Source organism: Pseudogracilibacillus auburnensis (genome assembly GCF_003201975.1).
GTDB lineage: Bacteria > Bacillota > Bacilli > Bacillales > Amphibacillaceae > Pseudogracilibacillus > Pseudogracilibacillus auburnensis.
The window spans coordinates 1-15,277 of the sequence record NZ_QJJQ01000012.1; the positions used below are offsets into that span (position 1 = coordinate 1).

The window sequence follows — 15,277 nt, forward strand, 5'->3', positions numbered from 1 at the left end:
ATCCCTAACGTAAAAAGGAAAATAATCAAGAACCGCAGGAACTGCGGAGATAGCTTGGTGTATAAGAGAAACCACTGTGGGTAGTGTATGCCACCACTCTCAAGTATGCTCTGTTCCCAAGAATCTCGTGACTTTAGTCATGAGAGGTTCAATCACTCGTATTTCCTTAAGACAATTGCTGCATTATGACCTCCGAAACCGAATGAGTTAGATAGACCCGTATTTATTTTCACTTGGCGAGCAATAGATGGTACATAATCGAGATCACAAAATGGATCAGGATTTTCTAAGTTAATTGTTGGAGGAATTATACCTTCCTTTAAACTCATTGCTAAAGCAATTGCTTCAACTCCACCTGCTGCCCCTAGCATATGACCGATCATCGATTTATTAGCAGTTACTGGAATCTGATAAGCTTGTTTACCAAACAATTGTTTAATAGCCTTTGTTTCGGAAATGTCTCCCACTTTTGTACTCGTCGCATGGGCGCTAATCACATCCATTTCCTCTGGAGATAGATCGGCATTCTTTAAAGCTGATCTCATTGCAAGATAGGCCCCTTTACCTTCTGGATGTGTAGCTACGATATGGTGTGCATCTGAACTTGCACCATATCCAATGACTTCTGCATATATCTTTGCCTCTCTACGTAGAGCATGAGATAAAGATTCTAGGATTAGAATTCCGGCTCCTTCTGACATGACAAATCCATCTCGATTTTTATCAAATGGACGACTAGCTTTGGCGGGATTATCGTTTCTAGTTGATAATGCTGTAGCATTACCAAAGCTTGCTACTGATAAGTCTGTGACAGCTGCCTCTGTTCCACCTGAGAACATAACGTCAACATCTCCAGAGCGAATAAGTCTAAAAGCTTCACCAATAGCTGTATTTCCAATTGCACAAGCAGATACGGGCGACAGAGAAGGTCCCATTGCGTTCCACTTGATACTAATTTGAGCTGCAGCAGCATTAGAAATCATGGTAGGTACTAGGGATGGGCTAACTCTTCTTGGTCCTTTTTGTCTAAGCACATCAATATTTTTCATCAAGGTTTCAATTCCACCTATACCTGAGCCTACATATACGCCTAACCTTTCTGTATCGATATGATCGAGATCTAACTTAGAATCTACCCAAGCTTGTTCAGCTGCAACCAAAGCAAATTGGGAAAAACGATCTAAACGTCTAGCTACGTTCTTTCCTAATAGTCCATTTGCATCAAAATCTTTGACGATACCTGCAATTTGGGCTTTATAATTAGTAACATCAAATGTATCGATAGTTGATATACCAGATTCTCCGTCAATCAGATTGTTCCAAAATGTTTTGATGTTGTTTCCTATAGGAGAAACTACTCCCATACCAGTAATCACAACTCTTTCCACTTTTCATTCCTCCAAATCATTAAGATAATTGTATTTTACATTTCTTTTATCCTATTACAAGTGATAGTTTATCCTGGTATAATTACTAATAGGTTAAATTGATAAGTCGAGGAGATGCAAAAATGAATGATAAAACTAGGCTTGAAGCTTTGTCGACATTCTTAAAAGCCAAGCGTGCCCAAATTAAGCCAGAATCTATTGGTTTGCCTGCTGGAACCAGGAGAAGAACACCCGGATTACGAAGAGAAGAGGTTGCACAATTAGCAGGTGTAAGCACCACTTGGTATACATGGCTAGAACAAGGAAGGGATATAAAAGTTTCTTCCACCGTACTTGATTGTATATCTACAGCTTTACAATTAAATAAGGATGAAAGAAGCTACTTATATGACTTAGCGTTAGAGGCAAAACTTGAAATGACAAATCCCAAAAAGGATCAATCAGTGCTGAGTCCTTCTTTAAAGCGAATACTCGCTGAATTAACATATTGTCCGACTATCATTACGGATCGACATTGCCATATAGTGGGCTGGAATCCAGCGGCTGCTCATGTTTTTTTAGATTTTGAACAAATACCGAATGATCAACGAAATTTGATTCGTTTAGTGTTCACTAGAAAAGAATTAAAAGCATTAGCCGTCAATTGGGAACATTTTGCGAAGGGTTTTCTTGCTATTTTCCGTACCTATTATGGACACTATTTAGGTGATAAATGGTACAACCAATTTATTAAAGAAATGAGTAATTCACATTCAGAATTCCAGGATTTATGGCAAGAAAGTCAAGTAAGCAAGGCCCCAGAAATGATCATTGAATTCAGACATGCTAAAGCAGGCAAAATGTTGTTTAATTTAACTTCTCTTCAAGTTCAAGGTGATATGGATTTACGGTGCAGTATCTATACACCAGTAGGGGAAACAGATACAGAAAATAAATTAAAGCGATTAATGAAGAGGGTTTCGGTTGGAAATGCGATACCAGTAAACTAGAAAAATTTTTCTATAGAAACAAAGAGGTTGGGACATAACTAAAACGACCATATCGAAAGACGAATAATGCATTACCTTTGCGGAGGAAATATACGTAGACTCCTGGTCGGCTAAAAGCAGTCCCACGAGCCTGAAGACCCCACAGGAAGTGGTTTTCTTCCGAGGAGGCTGAAGCCGTGCCCGCGAAAAGCGACTGTCCGTAGCGGAAATCAACGGTGCTGTGACTGGGTTCTACTCGAAATATCAAATTAAGTTACTGCGCAGTTTATCTCAAGTGCGTAATAATTAGCAACAAACTTAACGAAAAGAGCAGGTGGAGTTTAGATGTAAAAAGACTGCTTAGAGCAAACAGGTAATCCAAAGTCAACTCGAGCACTGTATCTTCATTCCACCTTATTCTACGAAGGCTTCTTTGTCCATTTCACCTGCGAAAGTTGAGTAAAAAATAAACTACGTAATGGGGTTTTTTCTGTGCACTTTCTGTTTTGTAAGGTTGGTGCTCCGCGTTAAGCTAAAGTTTCATATATATTTAAGCGGTTTGTCTTGTTTCCCTGAGTAATTTACTTTCTCGATTCATCATCATTCTTTGATATAAATTATTTAAGATAATCATTAGACAGACAATAAACACTCCAGTAAATTCAAAAAAGGATATGCTATAACCTTGAATTAATCGAATAATAATCGTTGTAACGGGTGCGAAATTAATAAATAAAATGGCATTGATTGGTTTTAACATCGTAACCCCTTTATTCCAAAATAGTAATGCAAACAGACCAGGTAAAAAAATCATAAATAACATATTGTATCGCACCATATATACTTCTTGTAAAGTAGGTACTTCAATGAAACCAAATAAACTAACCATGACTACGACAAGTGTTGCCGTTAATGTTCCGTACAAACAACTAAGCGTTGAGTACCTTAATACTGACCAACTAGAAAATACCCCTCCACCGATTGTGTAAATGGCCCAACCAGCAGCCGCTAAAAATAAAATAAGTAAAGGAATTACTCTCCCTGGACCAACAAGGGCTTGAATACTTCCATTTGTCACAACGAGAAAAACGCCAATAAATGCACCAATAATACAAATGATCGTAAATAAATATGGTCTATTTTTATGAATAAGCCAAACAATTAACACAGAAATAATTGGAGCTAATGCTTCCATAATCGATGCAAGTAATACCCCGGCATCCCCAAGCAAATTTTGCCCCCAAAAGATAAATAAATTGTAAATCGTAAAACCCATCGTCCCAAAAAACCATAAAATAAAGCCTTTTCCTTCAGGTTTAAACGCTTTTTTCCCTTCTGTCATCAAGAGTAAAATAATTAAAATGACGGTTACTGGTAAATAGCGAATAATTGTAAAATAAAATGGGTCAATGTATTGGAAAGCGTGATTTGCAACAGGAAACATCGCACCCCACGAGGCACTTGCTATTAAACATAAGATCGCACCAATTAAAATATTGTTTTTCATCTTTCTTATCTCCAATCAATTTCTATGTATTTACGTGCTACATATCATTTAACTATAAGAATGGTATCATGTAAAATGATTATTATAGATACTAGTTATCTTAATTAGTGATAAGGGGAATGGAAATGAATATAAGAGATTTAGTAATTTTTCAAACGGTAGCCAATTATGGAAGTATTAATAAAGCGGCGAAAGAATTAAGTTACGTACAATCAAATGTCACATCACGTATCCAGAAATTAGAACAAGATTTAAATGTCCAATTATTTCATCGTCATCAACGGGGAATTACGCTCACAAATGAAGGAAATGCGCTTCTCCCATATGTGCAAAAAATCATTTCTCTCACCGATAAAATGAAAATGATTTCCGCTGATAATAATAGCCCTTCTGGAAAACTTGATATTGCATCTGTCGAGACGGTGATTAAATTGCCACTTATTTTATCTGCTTATATTAAAAAATATAAGCAAGTAGATTTAACCCTTTCAACTGGTGTAACAGTTGAATTAAAAGAAAAGGTGTTAAATTATAAGCTAGATGGTGCCTTTGTAACGAAAGGTAAAATAACAAATGATCCTAATTTAATGGAAATTGACGTATTTCATGAAAAACTCGTCTTAATTGCTAGTAATGAAACGAAGAGCTTAGAGGAAATAATCGAACTGCCTATTTTAAGATTTAGTGATGGCTGTGGATATCGTGCTAAATTGAATGAATGGCTTTATGATGAAACGATTACACCTAGTAAGGTAATGGAGCTAGGAACACTTGAGACTACTCTTGGTTCCGTCATCTCTGGGCTCGGCATTGCTTATGTCCCTTATTCGGCGGTAGAAACATATGCCACACAAAACTTAATTCGATGTTATGAATTGCCCGAAAAATATAGTCATATTACGACGATTTTTATTTATAGAAAATCTGATTATGTGACCCCAGCTCTGCAAAAATTTATCGAAACGATAGAAGAAACGAAAACTCTTTATAAAAAAGGTTAAAAGGATGTGCTTTGAAACAGACTCCCCAAGGACATTGAATCTATTGCTTTTCATATAAGTTCCATCTTTCTTTCCTTTTGTATTGGGAAAATCAGTTCACCAAACAAGTCAATTACTACTTTCGTCTTATTTACAATATAACTTTAGCTTCGCGAAATGTAATCTTTCCTTTTTTATAATAGTATATAGCTCATTAAATAAAAGAAAGGGAGATTTCATATGAAGAAAAACAAATGGTTGATTATGTTAACTTGTGTTTCCGCTGTTTTATTCGTGGCACTTATTATGTCAACCTCATTATCCCCACTTGCTCAATTTGGAAAACATGCAAATCAATTTGGATCGATTGGGATGTGGTCTTCGATCGGAATGATCTTTGTACTATATTTCATTCCTTTATGTATTTATGTTGCTGGTATTGATCCAATAAAGTATGTTATGGCGATTTTTTGTATGTTAGGAATTATCATAACTATTGCATATGCATTGATTGCTCTTTTTTTAGGTATCCTTTTCCTACAAGGGATTCAGAATTTATTTATTGTTATTATCATTGATCTATTCCTATTAATTGTGAATATCATTTGGTTAATATCCATGTTTTTGTCGATGAAGGTCAAAAAAACCAATTAAATGTAAAAATAAGACCCAAGACCTAACTAGAAATATTGCTTAGGCTCATTACGAAGTCTTCGATCATTTTGTAAACTTAAGATAAGAAATGAAAGGAGGCAGACAAAATGAAGAAGTTTTTACTGTTTTTAGGTGGATTAATTGCTGCTCTACTGTTGTTAGCTAATTTAGGTCCTCTCGTATTACTCGGAGTTAGTATCTGGTTGCTTTATCTCGTATTTAAGCAATTTATGAAAACTGATTCAACCATGGCTAAAATAGCGTGGGTGTTGATTGGTCTAGCAATTATATCCATCGGGATATCAAATATGTATGCAGTTATCGGAATAGTCGCCGCATACATATTGTATGTCATCTATAAAAACTGGAACAATGAGCCAAAAGAGCCGCAAACAACAGATGACCCATTTGTAAATTTTGAACAACAGTGGGGAGAATTTAATAAATATTAAAAGGAGAGATTACCATGGCAAATATTTTCACAAGAATTAAGGATTCCATATCAGCAGATGTGCATCAATTATTAGATGAAAAGGAACAAAAAAACCCGATTGCTTCGCTAAATCATTATTTACGTCAGTCAGAATTACAAAAGGATAAAGTGAAAAAACTGTTGGAAAGACATTATAAATTAAGAGATGAATTTACGACTGAATTACATCAGGCAGAAGATCGGGCAAACAAACGATTACAACAGGCTAATATTGCCAAAGCAGCAAATGAATCTGATTTGTACGAATTCGCCATGCAAGAATATAAAGAATATCATATGAGAGCAGAAAGAATGAAAGAAGCCCGCCAAAATGCGGTTAATCAAATTGACCAGTTAGAAAGAAAATATAAAGAAATGAACCATAAGCTAAAAGATATGCATTTAAAACGGATGGAATTAATGGGTAGAGAAAACCTAGTTCGAGCAAATCATCAAATGAACAAAGTGATGGATGAAGATGTCGATAAGCCATTTTCCCGCTTTGCCGAACTTGAAAAGTTTATTGAGAACTTAGAGAGTAAAGTAAACCAAGCATATTATCAAAGTACATTTGATCAAAAAATTGCACAACTAGAAAAAGAGATGAAAGAACGTCCATCAGAAGCTAATTAATTCACTATATCTAATGTAGCAAACGTTAAAAAATGATATACTTAAACAGGCGCTTTCACTTTAGCGTCTGTTTATAAAAAAGACTTGGTTCAGTATGGAGTTTTGACGCACAGGACGTGCTAGGCGGCAATGTATTCGGTGGGCGAGCGAAAGCGGAGTCCTAAGCTGCCCAAGCTCTGAAGTTGCTTTCTTATTCCACCTGAACCTTATTCATCCTTATTTTGGAGCTTGGCAATTAAATGATGATTGATTTATTAGTATAACTGCAACATCCCTTCTGACTTCGCTCCTAGCTTGTCAGTGTGTTTGCTTTAGCGGGACTTATCTCTCGCCTATAGAGGCGGGAGTTTTAAGTAACGCCACGGAGATAAATTTTACGCATAAAGGAGAATCACAAACATGTTAAAAAGATTATCCACTGACACAATTAACTGGATTTTGATCATCGGTGTGATTCTCTTTATTATTGAAATTGCTTTTTTTCATGGTGGTATGATCGGAACAGCTGCATTTACAGGTTTTTTAGCGTATATCGGTTGGAAAAATTATCATACTTTATGGGGAAAGGTAATGTTTTGGATAGGATTTATTAGCTTTGTTTTTGCTATTCTCAATATGATAGCTGTGCGATTTTTAATTGTCATTTTTCTTATTTTGCTATTAGTAGATTATGCAAAATCAAGGAATGAAAATGAAAAAGTAGAGCCCTCCGCATATGTAGAAAAACAACCGCCCTTTGATGAACCGATGATTCAAATGAATCCACTCTTTAGGCAAATATTGTATGGAAATCAACATACAGAAAATAGTGCCTATGAATGGCAAGATATTAACATTCATGGTGGGATTGGTGATCGGGTAATTGATTTAAGTAATACTGTTTTGCCGGATGATACGGCGGTTATCTCTATTCGTCACTTTATAGGAAATATTATTATTTATGTCCCATATGAAACAGAATTAATGATTCATCATAGTGCAGTATTTGGAAGGGCCTATATATTTAATAAAAATCATTATAATTTAATGAATCAAAACATTTCCTATAAAACGCAATATTATGATACAACCCACTCGCGAATAAAAATTATCACCTCTTTAATCTCAGGTAATATAGAGGTGAAACGAATATGATGACAACAATTAGACATATAGTAACCTCTATATTTTTTGGTGTTTTTCTTATGGTGACCATTATATCGATTACCTTTTTTGTGTTTCCTTTAGAAGAGTGGTCCGTTCTATTTCATGAGAAAATCTATAATGTACCTTATTTACTGCTACTTGCTATTATTACAATCACTTTTAGTTCCATTATCGGGATGATTACAGCTTTTTATTGGAATCAACGAATCCACTATGTAGAACGACAATTGGAGTTAGTAAATAATAACCAACCATTAACTAGTGATGATACGTATAAAGAACTACAAAAAGTTGAAGAATTACTAGAAAAAGTACAAGAAAAATTTAAAGTACAAGTGGAACATTCACAACGATTAGCGACAGAAAGAGCGAATGAAAGAGAAAAAAGTTTACAAGAAGTCGTCATCCAAGAAAGAAATCGTTTAGCTAGAGATCTACATGACTCAGTAAGTCAGCAATTATTTGCCGCATCCATGATGATGTCAGCGATCAATGAACAGGCAGACATAGGAGACACAACATTACGACATCAAATCCAAATGGTTGAAAAAATGATTCATCAATCTCAACTTGAAATGCGTGCTTTATTACTTCACTTGCGACCAGCAGCATTAAAAGGAAAATCACTACAAGATGGTATTAAAGACTTATTAAAAGAATTAACAGATAGAATTCCACTTCAAGTAGATTGGAAACTAGAGGAATTTTTCATTGATAAAGGGGTTGAAGATCAACTTTTTCGAATTGTCCAAGAAGCAATCTCAAACACATTGCGACATTCTGAAGCGAGTTCTGTTCATGTTATGTTAATCAAACGAGACAACATCATTTTATTACGAGTCGTTGATGATGGAAAAGGATTTGATGTAGAAAAGGTACAGACTAGTTCATATGGTCTGCAAAATATGGAAGAAAGAGCAAATGACTTAGGTGGTTCCATTAAAATTATTAGTTTACCTAATAAAGGGGCAAGGCTAGAAGTGAAAATTCCTAGTCTTAACGGAGAGGAAGAGTAAAATGATTTCTATTCTATTTGCGGATGACCATGAGATGGTGCGAATCGGTGTTTCTGCTTATTTATCATCCCAAACCGATATGGAAGTAATTGCTGAAGCAGATGATGGTCATATTGCAGTGGAAAAAGCATTGGAATTACGACCTGACATTATTTTAATGGATTTAGTAATGAAGGAAATGGATGGTATTGAGGCAACAAAAAGAATTATTGCTGAGTGGCCAGAAGCAAAAATTATTATTGTCACAAGTTTTATTGATGATGAAAAGGTCTATCCAGCGCTCGAAGCTGGGGCAATGAGTTATATGTTAAAAACATCCAAAGCAGGTGATATTGCTCAAGCGATCCGTTCTACCTTTGAAGGTCAATCGATTTTAGAACCAGAAGTGACTGGTAAAATTATGAATAAAATGCGTAAAAACGATACTCCTTTACATGAGCAATTAACAGGCCGTGAAATGGAAATTTTATTACTCATAGCTGAGGGAAAATCGAATCAGCAAATTGCTGACGAATTGTTTATTGCATTAAAGACAGTAAAAGTTCACGTAAGTAATATATTGGGCAAATTAGAAGTACAAGATAGGACACAAGCTGTTATTTACGCTTTTAAACATGAGTTAGTCCAATAAAAGTTATCTTTTTTTAGTTCAACATATTTTCACATTAGTCGATTTTACAAATCCTTAAGTACCATAACTTGTATTACGCTTGAATTTAAGGTATGATAATTGTAGAAACAATGTTGCATGAACTAAAAATAGAAAAGAGGGACTCATTTGCCTACACCTACTCCAAGTATGGAAGATTATATTGAACAAATTTATAATTTAATTGAGACGAAAGGGTATGCTCGCGTCACCGATATTGCAGAAGCATTATTAGTTCATCCATCCTCTGTGACGAAAATGATTCAAAAGTTAGATAAGGATAATTATGTTAACTATGAAAAATATCGAGGATTTATCCTGACAGAAAAAGGAAATAAAGTAGGGGAAAGACTCGTATTCCGTCACGATTTATTAGAAGAGTTTTTAGAAATAATCGGTGTTGATGAAGAGAGAATTTATGATGATGTTGAAGGAATTGAACATCATTTAAGCTGGAATGCGATTGACCGTATTTCAGATTTAGTAAATTATTTTAAAGCAGACAAAACCCGAATAGATGAATTAAAAAAAATAAATGAAGACAACGAAATAGCAAACAAATAGATGAAAGTCCATACAACTTGAAACGTGTATGGGTTTTTTGCTTTTTAGAGTATGTTCAAAAAGTCCAAAAAATGACACATCGAATTTCTGCGTTGGCAGGTAAGAAAGGAAAAATCCTTTCTTACTGCATAAGTGCAACTAGGACATTCGCAGTAAAGGCGTTGTGAATGCCAAATTTTCTAAACTTGCTTTTCCGTTACTCACGTATGTAAAAGCATACGCGAGTTCCTCGGGAGCTACGTCGCCCTAAACTTCTCAGGTCTTCTTTTATCGGCCTTTTCTAACACGCACTTTTATAAAACATTTGCCTCAAGCGCCCCTCTATTTTTGCATGGTAATTAATTTTTTTTCGTTCTAAATGAAAAGTTTTTTCGTACGATATAGTAGTATCGTATTGGAGGGGAGCCTATGAAAATTGATTGTGTATTTTCAGGTGGTGGTGTAAAAGCATTCTCATTTATTGGGGCATTACAAAGTATTTATGATAAAAAAATATCGATTGAACGGGTAGCAGGAACTTCTGCTGGAGCAATCATCGCTTCCTTAATAGCAGCCGATTATAAAGTGGAAGAGATTAATCAACTATTCCAGCATATAAATTTAAAGAAATTTTTAGATCCGCCATTCCTTAGCGAAAAAATACCTTTTTCCAAATGGATTTTCCTTTACTTTCAAATGGGACTTTATAAAGGAAATTTATTTGAAAAATGGTTAGAGAGTACTTTATTAACAAAAGGCATTGACACATTTGCTGATTTGGAAGAGGGATATTTGAAGGTTGTCGTTAGTGATATTTCTTTAGGCAAATTAATTGTGATCCCAGATGATTTACAGCGTGTTTATGGAATAGACGGGGGTTCGTTTAAAGTTTCAACGGCTGTACGCATGAGCGCAAGTTTCCCTTACTTTTTCATGCCCAAAATACTACAAAATAAAGAGGAAACAAAAAGTTATATTGTAGATGGGGGATTATTGAGCAATTTTCCTTTATGGGTTTTTCGCGAACGTGAAACAGATGTCCGACCCGTTTTAGGGCTTACATTAAGTGATTCCATTGAACAAAATCAACCCCAACATATTAAAAACGCGCTTGATATGTTACATGCGATCTTTCAAGCGATGTTAAGAGCCCATGATACTCGCTATATATCGACATCGATGAAAAACAATATTATTTTTATCCCAGTGAAAGATGTGAAAACAACGGATTTAATGATTTCGGAAGAAGAAAAACATTCTTTAATTCAATTGGGTAGGGAAAAAACGGATCAGTTTTTACAATTTTGGCCTACTTAAGAAGCTGGAATAACGACAAACCGGTCATGAATAGCTCCAATCATACTATAAATGGATGAAAAAATTGTAAAAAAAACCGAGCTTTCAATTGGAAGCCCGATCATCGTTATCTTTATTCGTTTTTTTTCCTTCAATAACGGTTAAATGAGGTACATGTCTTCTTTTTTTACGCGTTTTTAAAGGAGAAGCAGGTTTTGTCGTTCTTTTTCTTAAGTGTTCATTTTGATTAGTATATTTTCGGTTAGATTGTTTAGCTGCTCTTCGATACTTTTTCATTTCATCGTTAGCCCCGGGACTACGGTTATGTAAGATCCGGGTAAATATCATAAAAATAACGAAGGCAACTCCAATTGCAACTAAAATACTGATTAAAAATTTTCCAGGGTTATTTATTAAAGAAGAAACTAAACCAATCATTGCCAAGCCAACAATAATGTAAAGTAAAATTGAAAATTTATTGCGACCCAACGATAGTCCTCCTTTCTTTTATTGAGGTTGTATCACCTCGCTATTTTCTATCAAGTTAACTTCTACCGCTTCCTCGGCTTGATCATTTTCTAGCACTTTTTGAAAAGAGTGAAGTGCTACTTCCACTTGATCATCATCTGGTTCTTTCGTCGTTAAAAGTTGTAACCACAAACCAGGATATCCTAAAACTTTAAGGATAGGGACATTTCTCACCATATTCGTTAGTTGTAGTACTTCAAATGATAAGCCAATGACGATTGGAATTAAGATAATTCGATTAACAATTCGCCACCATAAAGGGTCTGTTGCAACAAACATATAGACAAAAATACCGACAAAAACGGTGAATAAAATAAAACTTGAACCGCAGCGGTAATGAAGTCTAGATTGTTTCTGTACATTTTCTACTGTCAAAGGTAAATTATTCTCATAAGCATTAATCACTTTATGTTCAGCCCCATGATATTGAAACACCCGTTTTATTAAAGGGGTTAAGGATACAACATAAATATAACCTAAGAGCAATAGGAGCTTAAAAAAGCCTTCCAGTAATACTTGCCCCGTTTTGGTCGGAACAATACCTTGAAAAAAGTTTGCAACAATAGCAGGTGTCACAGTAAATATAAGTTTACTTACGATAAACGATAAAACCCCAATAACACCAATGCCTAGAATCATTACTAATTTCGATGTTTCCTTTTCTTGTTTCACTTTTTCGTCGTCTTCAGGATCTACATCATAACGATCAGAAGCAAAGTCAAGGTGTTTTACTCCGTTTGCACTCGCTTGGACTAAAGCGATAATTCCTCGTAAGAATGGTATTTTTTTTAAATTCTTTATTACATTAGATTCTACCCTTTTTAATTGAAAATATTCAATACTATTATCTTTTCTTCTTATGGCAGATACAAAACTTTTCTTTCCAGCAAACATAACACCTTCTACCAAGGCTTGCCCACCATAAGTTGTTTCTCTCTTTTTCAATATTAATCACCAGCCTTAGTTTTATTTTACTAGAAAAACTACATTATAACTAGCGTTCTTACTTTTAATTTATATTTCTTTCATTCTTTTTGAGGAAGTGGGCAATAATATACATTGGAGGTTATAGAACATGAATAAAGAAAACAAACAATTACAAACAGATGCACAGCGAACAAATTTTTTAAAGGCGTTAAACATCGGCTTTTTTGGTGGTATGATCTGGAGTTCCTTATTTATTTTTATGCACCTATTTAAAATGACGGAAGTAGATCCGTTTTTTATATTTAAACTTACTTTTGGAGATAGTCCTTGGATTCACAAATGGTATACATATATTACTCTTATTATAACATATGGATTAATATCAATACCCATTGCCATCATTTATTATTACCTTTTAAGAAGAAAGCGAAGTTGGATTTATGGTGTGATCTATGGAGCGTTACTTTGGGTCATCTTTTATTATATTATACCGATCCTAGTGAGAGCCTTTAACCCATTTTTACATTATGAAGCTCAAACCCATATTTCCATTATCTGTTTAATGGTCTTATATGGTGTTTTTATCGGCTATTCCATTTCATATAATCATGAGTACGTTCAGATTGAACTGAAAAAAAAGTCATAATGTCGTTTCAATTAGCAGGACTAAGTTGTTTATGATAAAATTGTGCTATGTACGATTTTACTTGAGAGGGTGATACGATGACAAAACTTGCTAAATTACGTTTTGATTTTCAAGATAATAATATTGATGCGCTTCTAGTGACAAGTCCCATTAATAGACGATATATAACGAATTTTACAGGTACGGCTGGAGCAGTGTTAATCACTAGTACAGAGGCTATTTTAATTACAGACTTTCGCTATACGGAGCAAGCGAAAAAACAAGCAGGAGATTTTACGATAGTTGAACATGCTGGTCCAATAGAGGATGAGATAGCTAAACAAATAAAAAGAATACATATTGAAAAACTCGGTTTTGAAGAAGATCATCTTACATATGCTGACTTTAAACGGTATGAAAAATCGTTTGCGGCAGAATTAGTTGCCGTAAAGGAAATGATTGAATCGTTACGTTTAATTAAAACAGAGGAAGAAATTACGACGTTAAAAAAAGCAGCTGAAATAGCTGATAAGGCTTTTGAACATATACTCTCCTATATTAAACCTGGCGTATTAGAAATAGATGTTGCAAATGAACTTGAATTTTTTATGAGAAAAAAAGGGGCAACATCATCAAGTTTTGATATTATTGTAGCTTCTGGTTTTCGTTCAGCACTACCACATGGGATTGCTTCAAACAAAGTAATTGAACAAGGTGAGCTAGTGACAATGGATTACGGTGCTTTGTATAATGGTTACTGCTCGGATATTACAAGAACCGTTGCTGTTGGAGAAATAAGTGAGGAATTAACAACGATATATGAAACAGTTCTTGAAGCACAAAAACGTGGAGTAGAGGGAATAAAGCCAAATATGACAGGAAAAGAAGCGGATGATTTGACCCGTGACTACATAAACGAGCAAGGGTTTGGGTCTTATTTTGGACATTCAACTGGACACGGTATTGGGCTAGAAGTGCATGAAGGGCCGGGGCTATCACCAAGATCATCTACTATCTTACAAAAAAACATGGTCGTAACAGTAGAACCGGGGATCTATATTCCAAATGTCGGTGGGTGTCGAATTGAAGATGATGTTGTTATTACTGATACGGGAAATGAAAGGCTAACGACATCGACGAAAGATTTAATTCATTTATAATTGTTAGGAACATGCACAAATAGGAGGCATATTTTATGATATCTGTAAACGATTTTAAAACAGGAACGACGATTGAATTTGAAGATAATATTTGGCAAGTATTGGAGTTTCAACATGTTAAGCCGGGAAAAGGTGCAGCTTTTGTACGTTCCAAATTACGAAACTTACGAAATGGTAACATTCAAGAAAAGACGTTTCGAGCAGGAGAAAAGCTAAAAAGAGCACATATTGACCATAAAAAAATGCAATATTTATATGCATCTGGGGATACGCACGCTTTTATGGATATGAATACATACGAACAAATTGAACTTTCTGCAAGTCAAATAGAACATGAATTAAATTTTATTAAAGAAAACTTAGCGGTTGATATTATTATGTTCCAAGGAGAAGTAATTGGAATCGATTTACCGAAAAACGTTGAATTAGAAGTAACAGAAACTGAACCCGGATTAAAAGGCGATACTGTTAGCGGTGGTTCAAAGGCTGCAACGATGGAAACGGGGTTAGTTGTGCAAGTGCCGCTATTTATTAACCAAGGGGATAGATTAGTAATAAGTACAACAGATGGAAAATATGTGTCAAGACATAATTAAATAAAGTCATGATGAAAGACAATCCTATTATTTTAGGGTTGTCTTTTTCATTTTCTAGGAAATTATAGTTGATTATACTTGTGGATGACAATTATTTGCAAAAATATCTATGTCTACCTTCGTACGCACAGGACGTGCTAATAAAATGTTTATTGCGACGAGTAATCGCAGGAGCATACGTTGTTTATT

General features: G+C 34.8%; 17 protein-coding genes. 13 read left to right on the forward strand and 4 right to left on the reverse strand.

What is annotated here, in order from left to right:
• Nucleotides 1–152: 152 nt before the first annotated feature.
• On the reverse strand, nt 153–1,388 hold the full coding sequence (fabF, locus tag DFR56_RS15150; protein ID WP_110396296.1) for a beta-ketoacyl-ACP synthase II: 1,236 nt from the start codon (nt 1,386–1,388) through the stop codon (nt 153–155).
• 122 nt (nt 1,389–1,510) lie between these two features.
• Between fabF and DFR56_RS15155 the strand changes: the two genes are divergently transcribed.
• A complete protein-coding gene (locus tag DFR56_RS15155) occupies nt 1,511–2,377 on the forward strand; it encodes a helix-turn-helix transcriptional regulator (RefSeq protein ID WP_110396297.1) in 867 nt (288 codons plus the stop codon).
• A gap of 529 nt (nt 2,378–2,906) precedes the next feature.
• On the opposite strand, the gene DFR56_RS15160 is transcribed toward DFR56_RS15155, so the two are convergent.
• On the reverse strand, nt 2,907–3,863 hold the full coding sequence (locus DFR56_RS15160) for a DMT family transporter (RefSeq protein WP_110396298.1): 957 nt from the start codon (nt 3,861–3,863) through the stop codon (nt 2,907–2,909).
• Nucleotides 3,864–3,988: 125 nt separating this feature from the next.
• On the opposite strand from DFR56_RS15160, the gene DFR56_RS15165 reads away from it, so the two are divergent.
• From DFR56_RS15165 to DFR56_RS15205, 9 genes are all read left to right on the forward strand, one after another.
• Entirely contained in the window at nt 3,989–4,864 is an 876-nt protein-coding gene (locus DFR56_RS15165) for a LysR family transcriptional regulator (RefSeq protein WP_110396299.1), read from the forward strand.
• 219 nt (nt 4,865–5,083) lie between these two features.
• A complete protein-coding gene (locus tag DFR56_RS15170; protein WP_110396300.1) occupies nt 5,084–5,497 on the forward strand; it encodes a DUF5391 family protein in 414 nt (137 codons plus the stop codon).
• 107 nt (nt 5,498–5,604) lie between these two features.
• A complete protein-coding gene (locus tag DFR56_RS15175; protein ID WP_110396301.1) occupies nt 5,605–5,949 on the forward strand; it encodes a lmo0954 family membrane protein in 345 nt (114 codons plus the stop codon).
• A 14-nt stretch (nt 5,950–5,963) separates the two neighbouring features.
• A complete protein-coding gene (locus tag DFR56_RS15180) occupies nt 5,964–6,602 on the forward strand; it encodes a PspA/IM30 family protein (protein WP_110396302.1) in 639 nt (212 codons plus the stop codon).
• 399 nt (nt 6,603–7,001) lie between these two features.
• On the forward strand, nt 7,002–7,736 hold the full coding sequence (liaF, locus tag DFR56_RS15185; RefSeq protein ID WP_110396303.1) for a cell wall-active antibiotics response protein LiaF: 735 nt from the start codon (nt 7,002–7,004) through the stop codon (nt 7,734–7,736).
• The gene (locus tag DFR56_RS15190; RefSeq protein ID WP_110396304.1) at nt 7,733–8,764 is read left to right on the forward strand and encodes a sensor histidine kinase; all 1,032 of its coding nucleotides are present in this window, start codon (nt 7,733–7,735) and stop codon (nt 8,762–8,764) included. Before liaF ends, DFR56_RS15190 begins: the two co-directional genes overlap by 4 nt.
• Before the next feature lies 1 nt (nt 8,765).
• A complete protein-coding gene (locus DFR56_RS15195; protein ID WP_110396305.1) occupies nt 8,766–9,395 on the forward strand; it encodes a response regulator in 630 nt (209 codons plus the stop codon).
• Between the two features lie 168 nt (nt 9,396–9,563).
• Nucleotides 9,564–9,977 (forward strand): transcriptional regulator MntR, encoded by a 414-nt coding sequence (gene mntR, locus DFR56_RS15200; protein WP_110396436.1) that lies wholly within the window; start codon nt 9,564–9,566, stop codon nt 9,975–9,977.
• Between the two features lie 408 nt (nt 9,978–10,385).
• Complete coding sequence (locus DFR56_RS15205; protein WP_110396306.1) at nt 10,386–11,273, forward strand: patatin-like phospholipase family protein; 888 nt, start codon at nt 10,386–10,388, stop codon at nt 11,271–11,273.
• Between the two features lie 84 nt (nt 11,274–11,357).
• Here the strand turns inward: DFR56_RS15205 and DFR56_RS15210 are convergent, their stop codons facing one another.
• Both DFR56_RS15210 and DFR56_RS15215 read right to left on the reverse strand, forming a co-directional pair.
• Nucleotides 11,358–11,741, reverse strand: a complete 384-nt coding sequence (locus tag DFR56_RS15210) for an SA1362 family protein (protein WP_244916551.1) — start codon at nt 11,739–11,741, stop codon at nt 11,358–11,360.
• Between the two features lie 18 nt (nt 11,742–11,759).
• Entirely contained in the window at nt 11,760–12,728 is a 969-nt protein-coding gene (locus tag DFR56_RS15215) for a DUF1385 domain-containing protein (protein ID WP_110396307.1), read from the reverse strand.
• A 127-nt stretch (nt 12,729–12,855) separates the two neighbouring features.
• On the opposite strand from DFR56_RS15215, the gene DFR56_RS15220 reads away from it, so the two are divergent.
• From DFR56_RS15220 to efp, 3 genes are all read left to right on the forward strand, one after another.
• Entirely contained in the window at nt 12,856–13,353 is a 498-nt protein-coding gene (locus DFR56_RS15220; protein WP_110396308.1) for a YqhR family membrane protein, read from the forward strand.
• Between the two features lie 77 nt (nt 13,354–13,430).
• Nucleotides 13,431–14,492, forward strand: coding sequence for a M24 family metallopeptidase (locus DFR56_RS15225; protein WP_110396309.1), 1,062 nt, complete (start codon nt 13,431–13,433; stop codon nt 14,490–14,492).
• Nucleotides 14,493–14,527: 35 nt separating this feature from the next.
• Nucleotides 14,528–15,088, forward strand: coding sequence for an elongation factor P (efp, locus tag DFR56_RS15230; RefSeq protein WP_110396310.1), 561 nt, complete (start codon nt 14,528–14,530; stop codon nt 15,086–15,088).
• Nucleotides 15,089–15,277: the final 189 nt, after the last annotated feature.

Coding starts and splice junctions, on each gene's coding strand:
- liaF (WP_110396303.1), top strand. CDS start 7,002: ATGTTAAAAAGATTATCCACTGACACAATTAACTGGATTTTGATCATC.
- DFR56_RS15165 (WP_110396299.1), top strand. CDS start 3,989: ATGAATATAAGAGATTTAGTAATTTTTCAAACGGTAGCCAATTATGGA.
- DFR56_RS15175 (WP_110396301.1), top strand. CDS start 5,605: ATGAAGAAGTTTTTACTGTTTTTAGGTGGATTAATTGCTGCTCTACTG.
- DFR56_RS15190 (WP_110396304.1), top strand. CDS start 7,733: ATGATGACAACAATTAGACATATAGTAACCTCTATATTTTTTGGTGTT.
- DFR56_RS15155 (WP_110396297.1), top strand. CDS start 1,511: ATGAATGATAAAACTAGGCTTGAAGCTTTGTCGACATTCTTAAAAGCC.
- mntR (WP_110396436.1), top strand. CDS start 9,564: ATGGAAGATTATATTGAACAAATTTATAATTTAATTGAGACGAAAGGG.
- efp (WP_110396310.1), top strand. CDS start 14,528: ATGATATCTGTAAACGATTTTAAAACAGGAACGACGATTGAATTTGAA.
- DFR56_RS15180 (WP_110396302.1), top strand. CDS start 5,964: ATGGCAAATATTTTCACAAGAATTAAGGATTCCATATCAGCAGATGTG.
- DFR56_RS15205 (WP_110396306.1), top strand. CDS start 10,386: ATGAAAATTGATTGTGTATTTTCAGGTGGTGGTGTAAAAGCATTCTCA.
- DFR56_RS15195 (WP_110396305.1), top strand. CDS start 8,766: ATGATTTCTATTCTATTTGCGGATGACCATGAGATGGTGCGAATCGGT.
- DFR56_RS15220 (WP_110396308.1), top strand. CDS start 12,856: ATGAATAAAGAAAACAAACAATTACAAACAGATGCACAGCGAACAAAT.
- DFR56_RS15170 (WP_110396300.1), top strand. CDS start 5,084: ATGAAGAAAAACAAATGGTTGATTATGTTAACTTGTGTTTCCGCTGTT.
- DFR56_RS15225 (WP_110396309.1), top strand. CDS start 13,431: ATGACAAAACTTGCTAAATTACGTTTTGATTTTCAAGATAATAATATT.
- DFR56_RS15160 (WP_110396298.1), bottom strand. CDS start 3,863: ATGAAAAACAATATTTTAATTGGTGCGATCTTATGTTTAATAGCAAGT.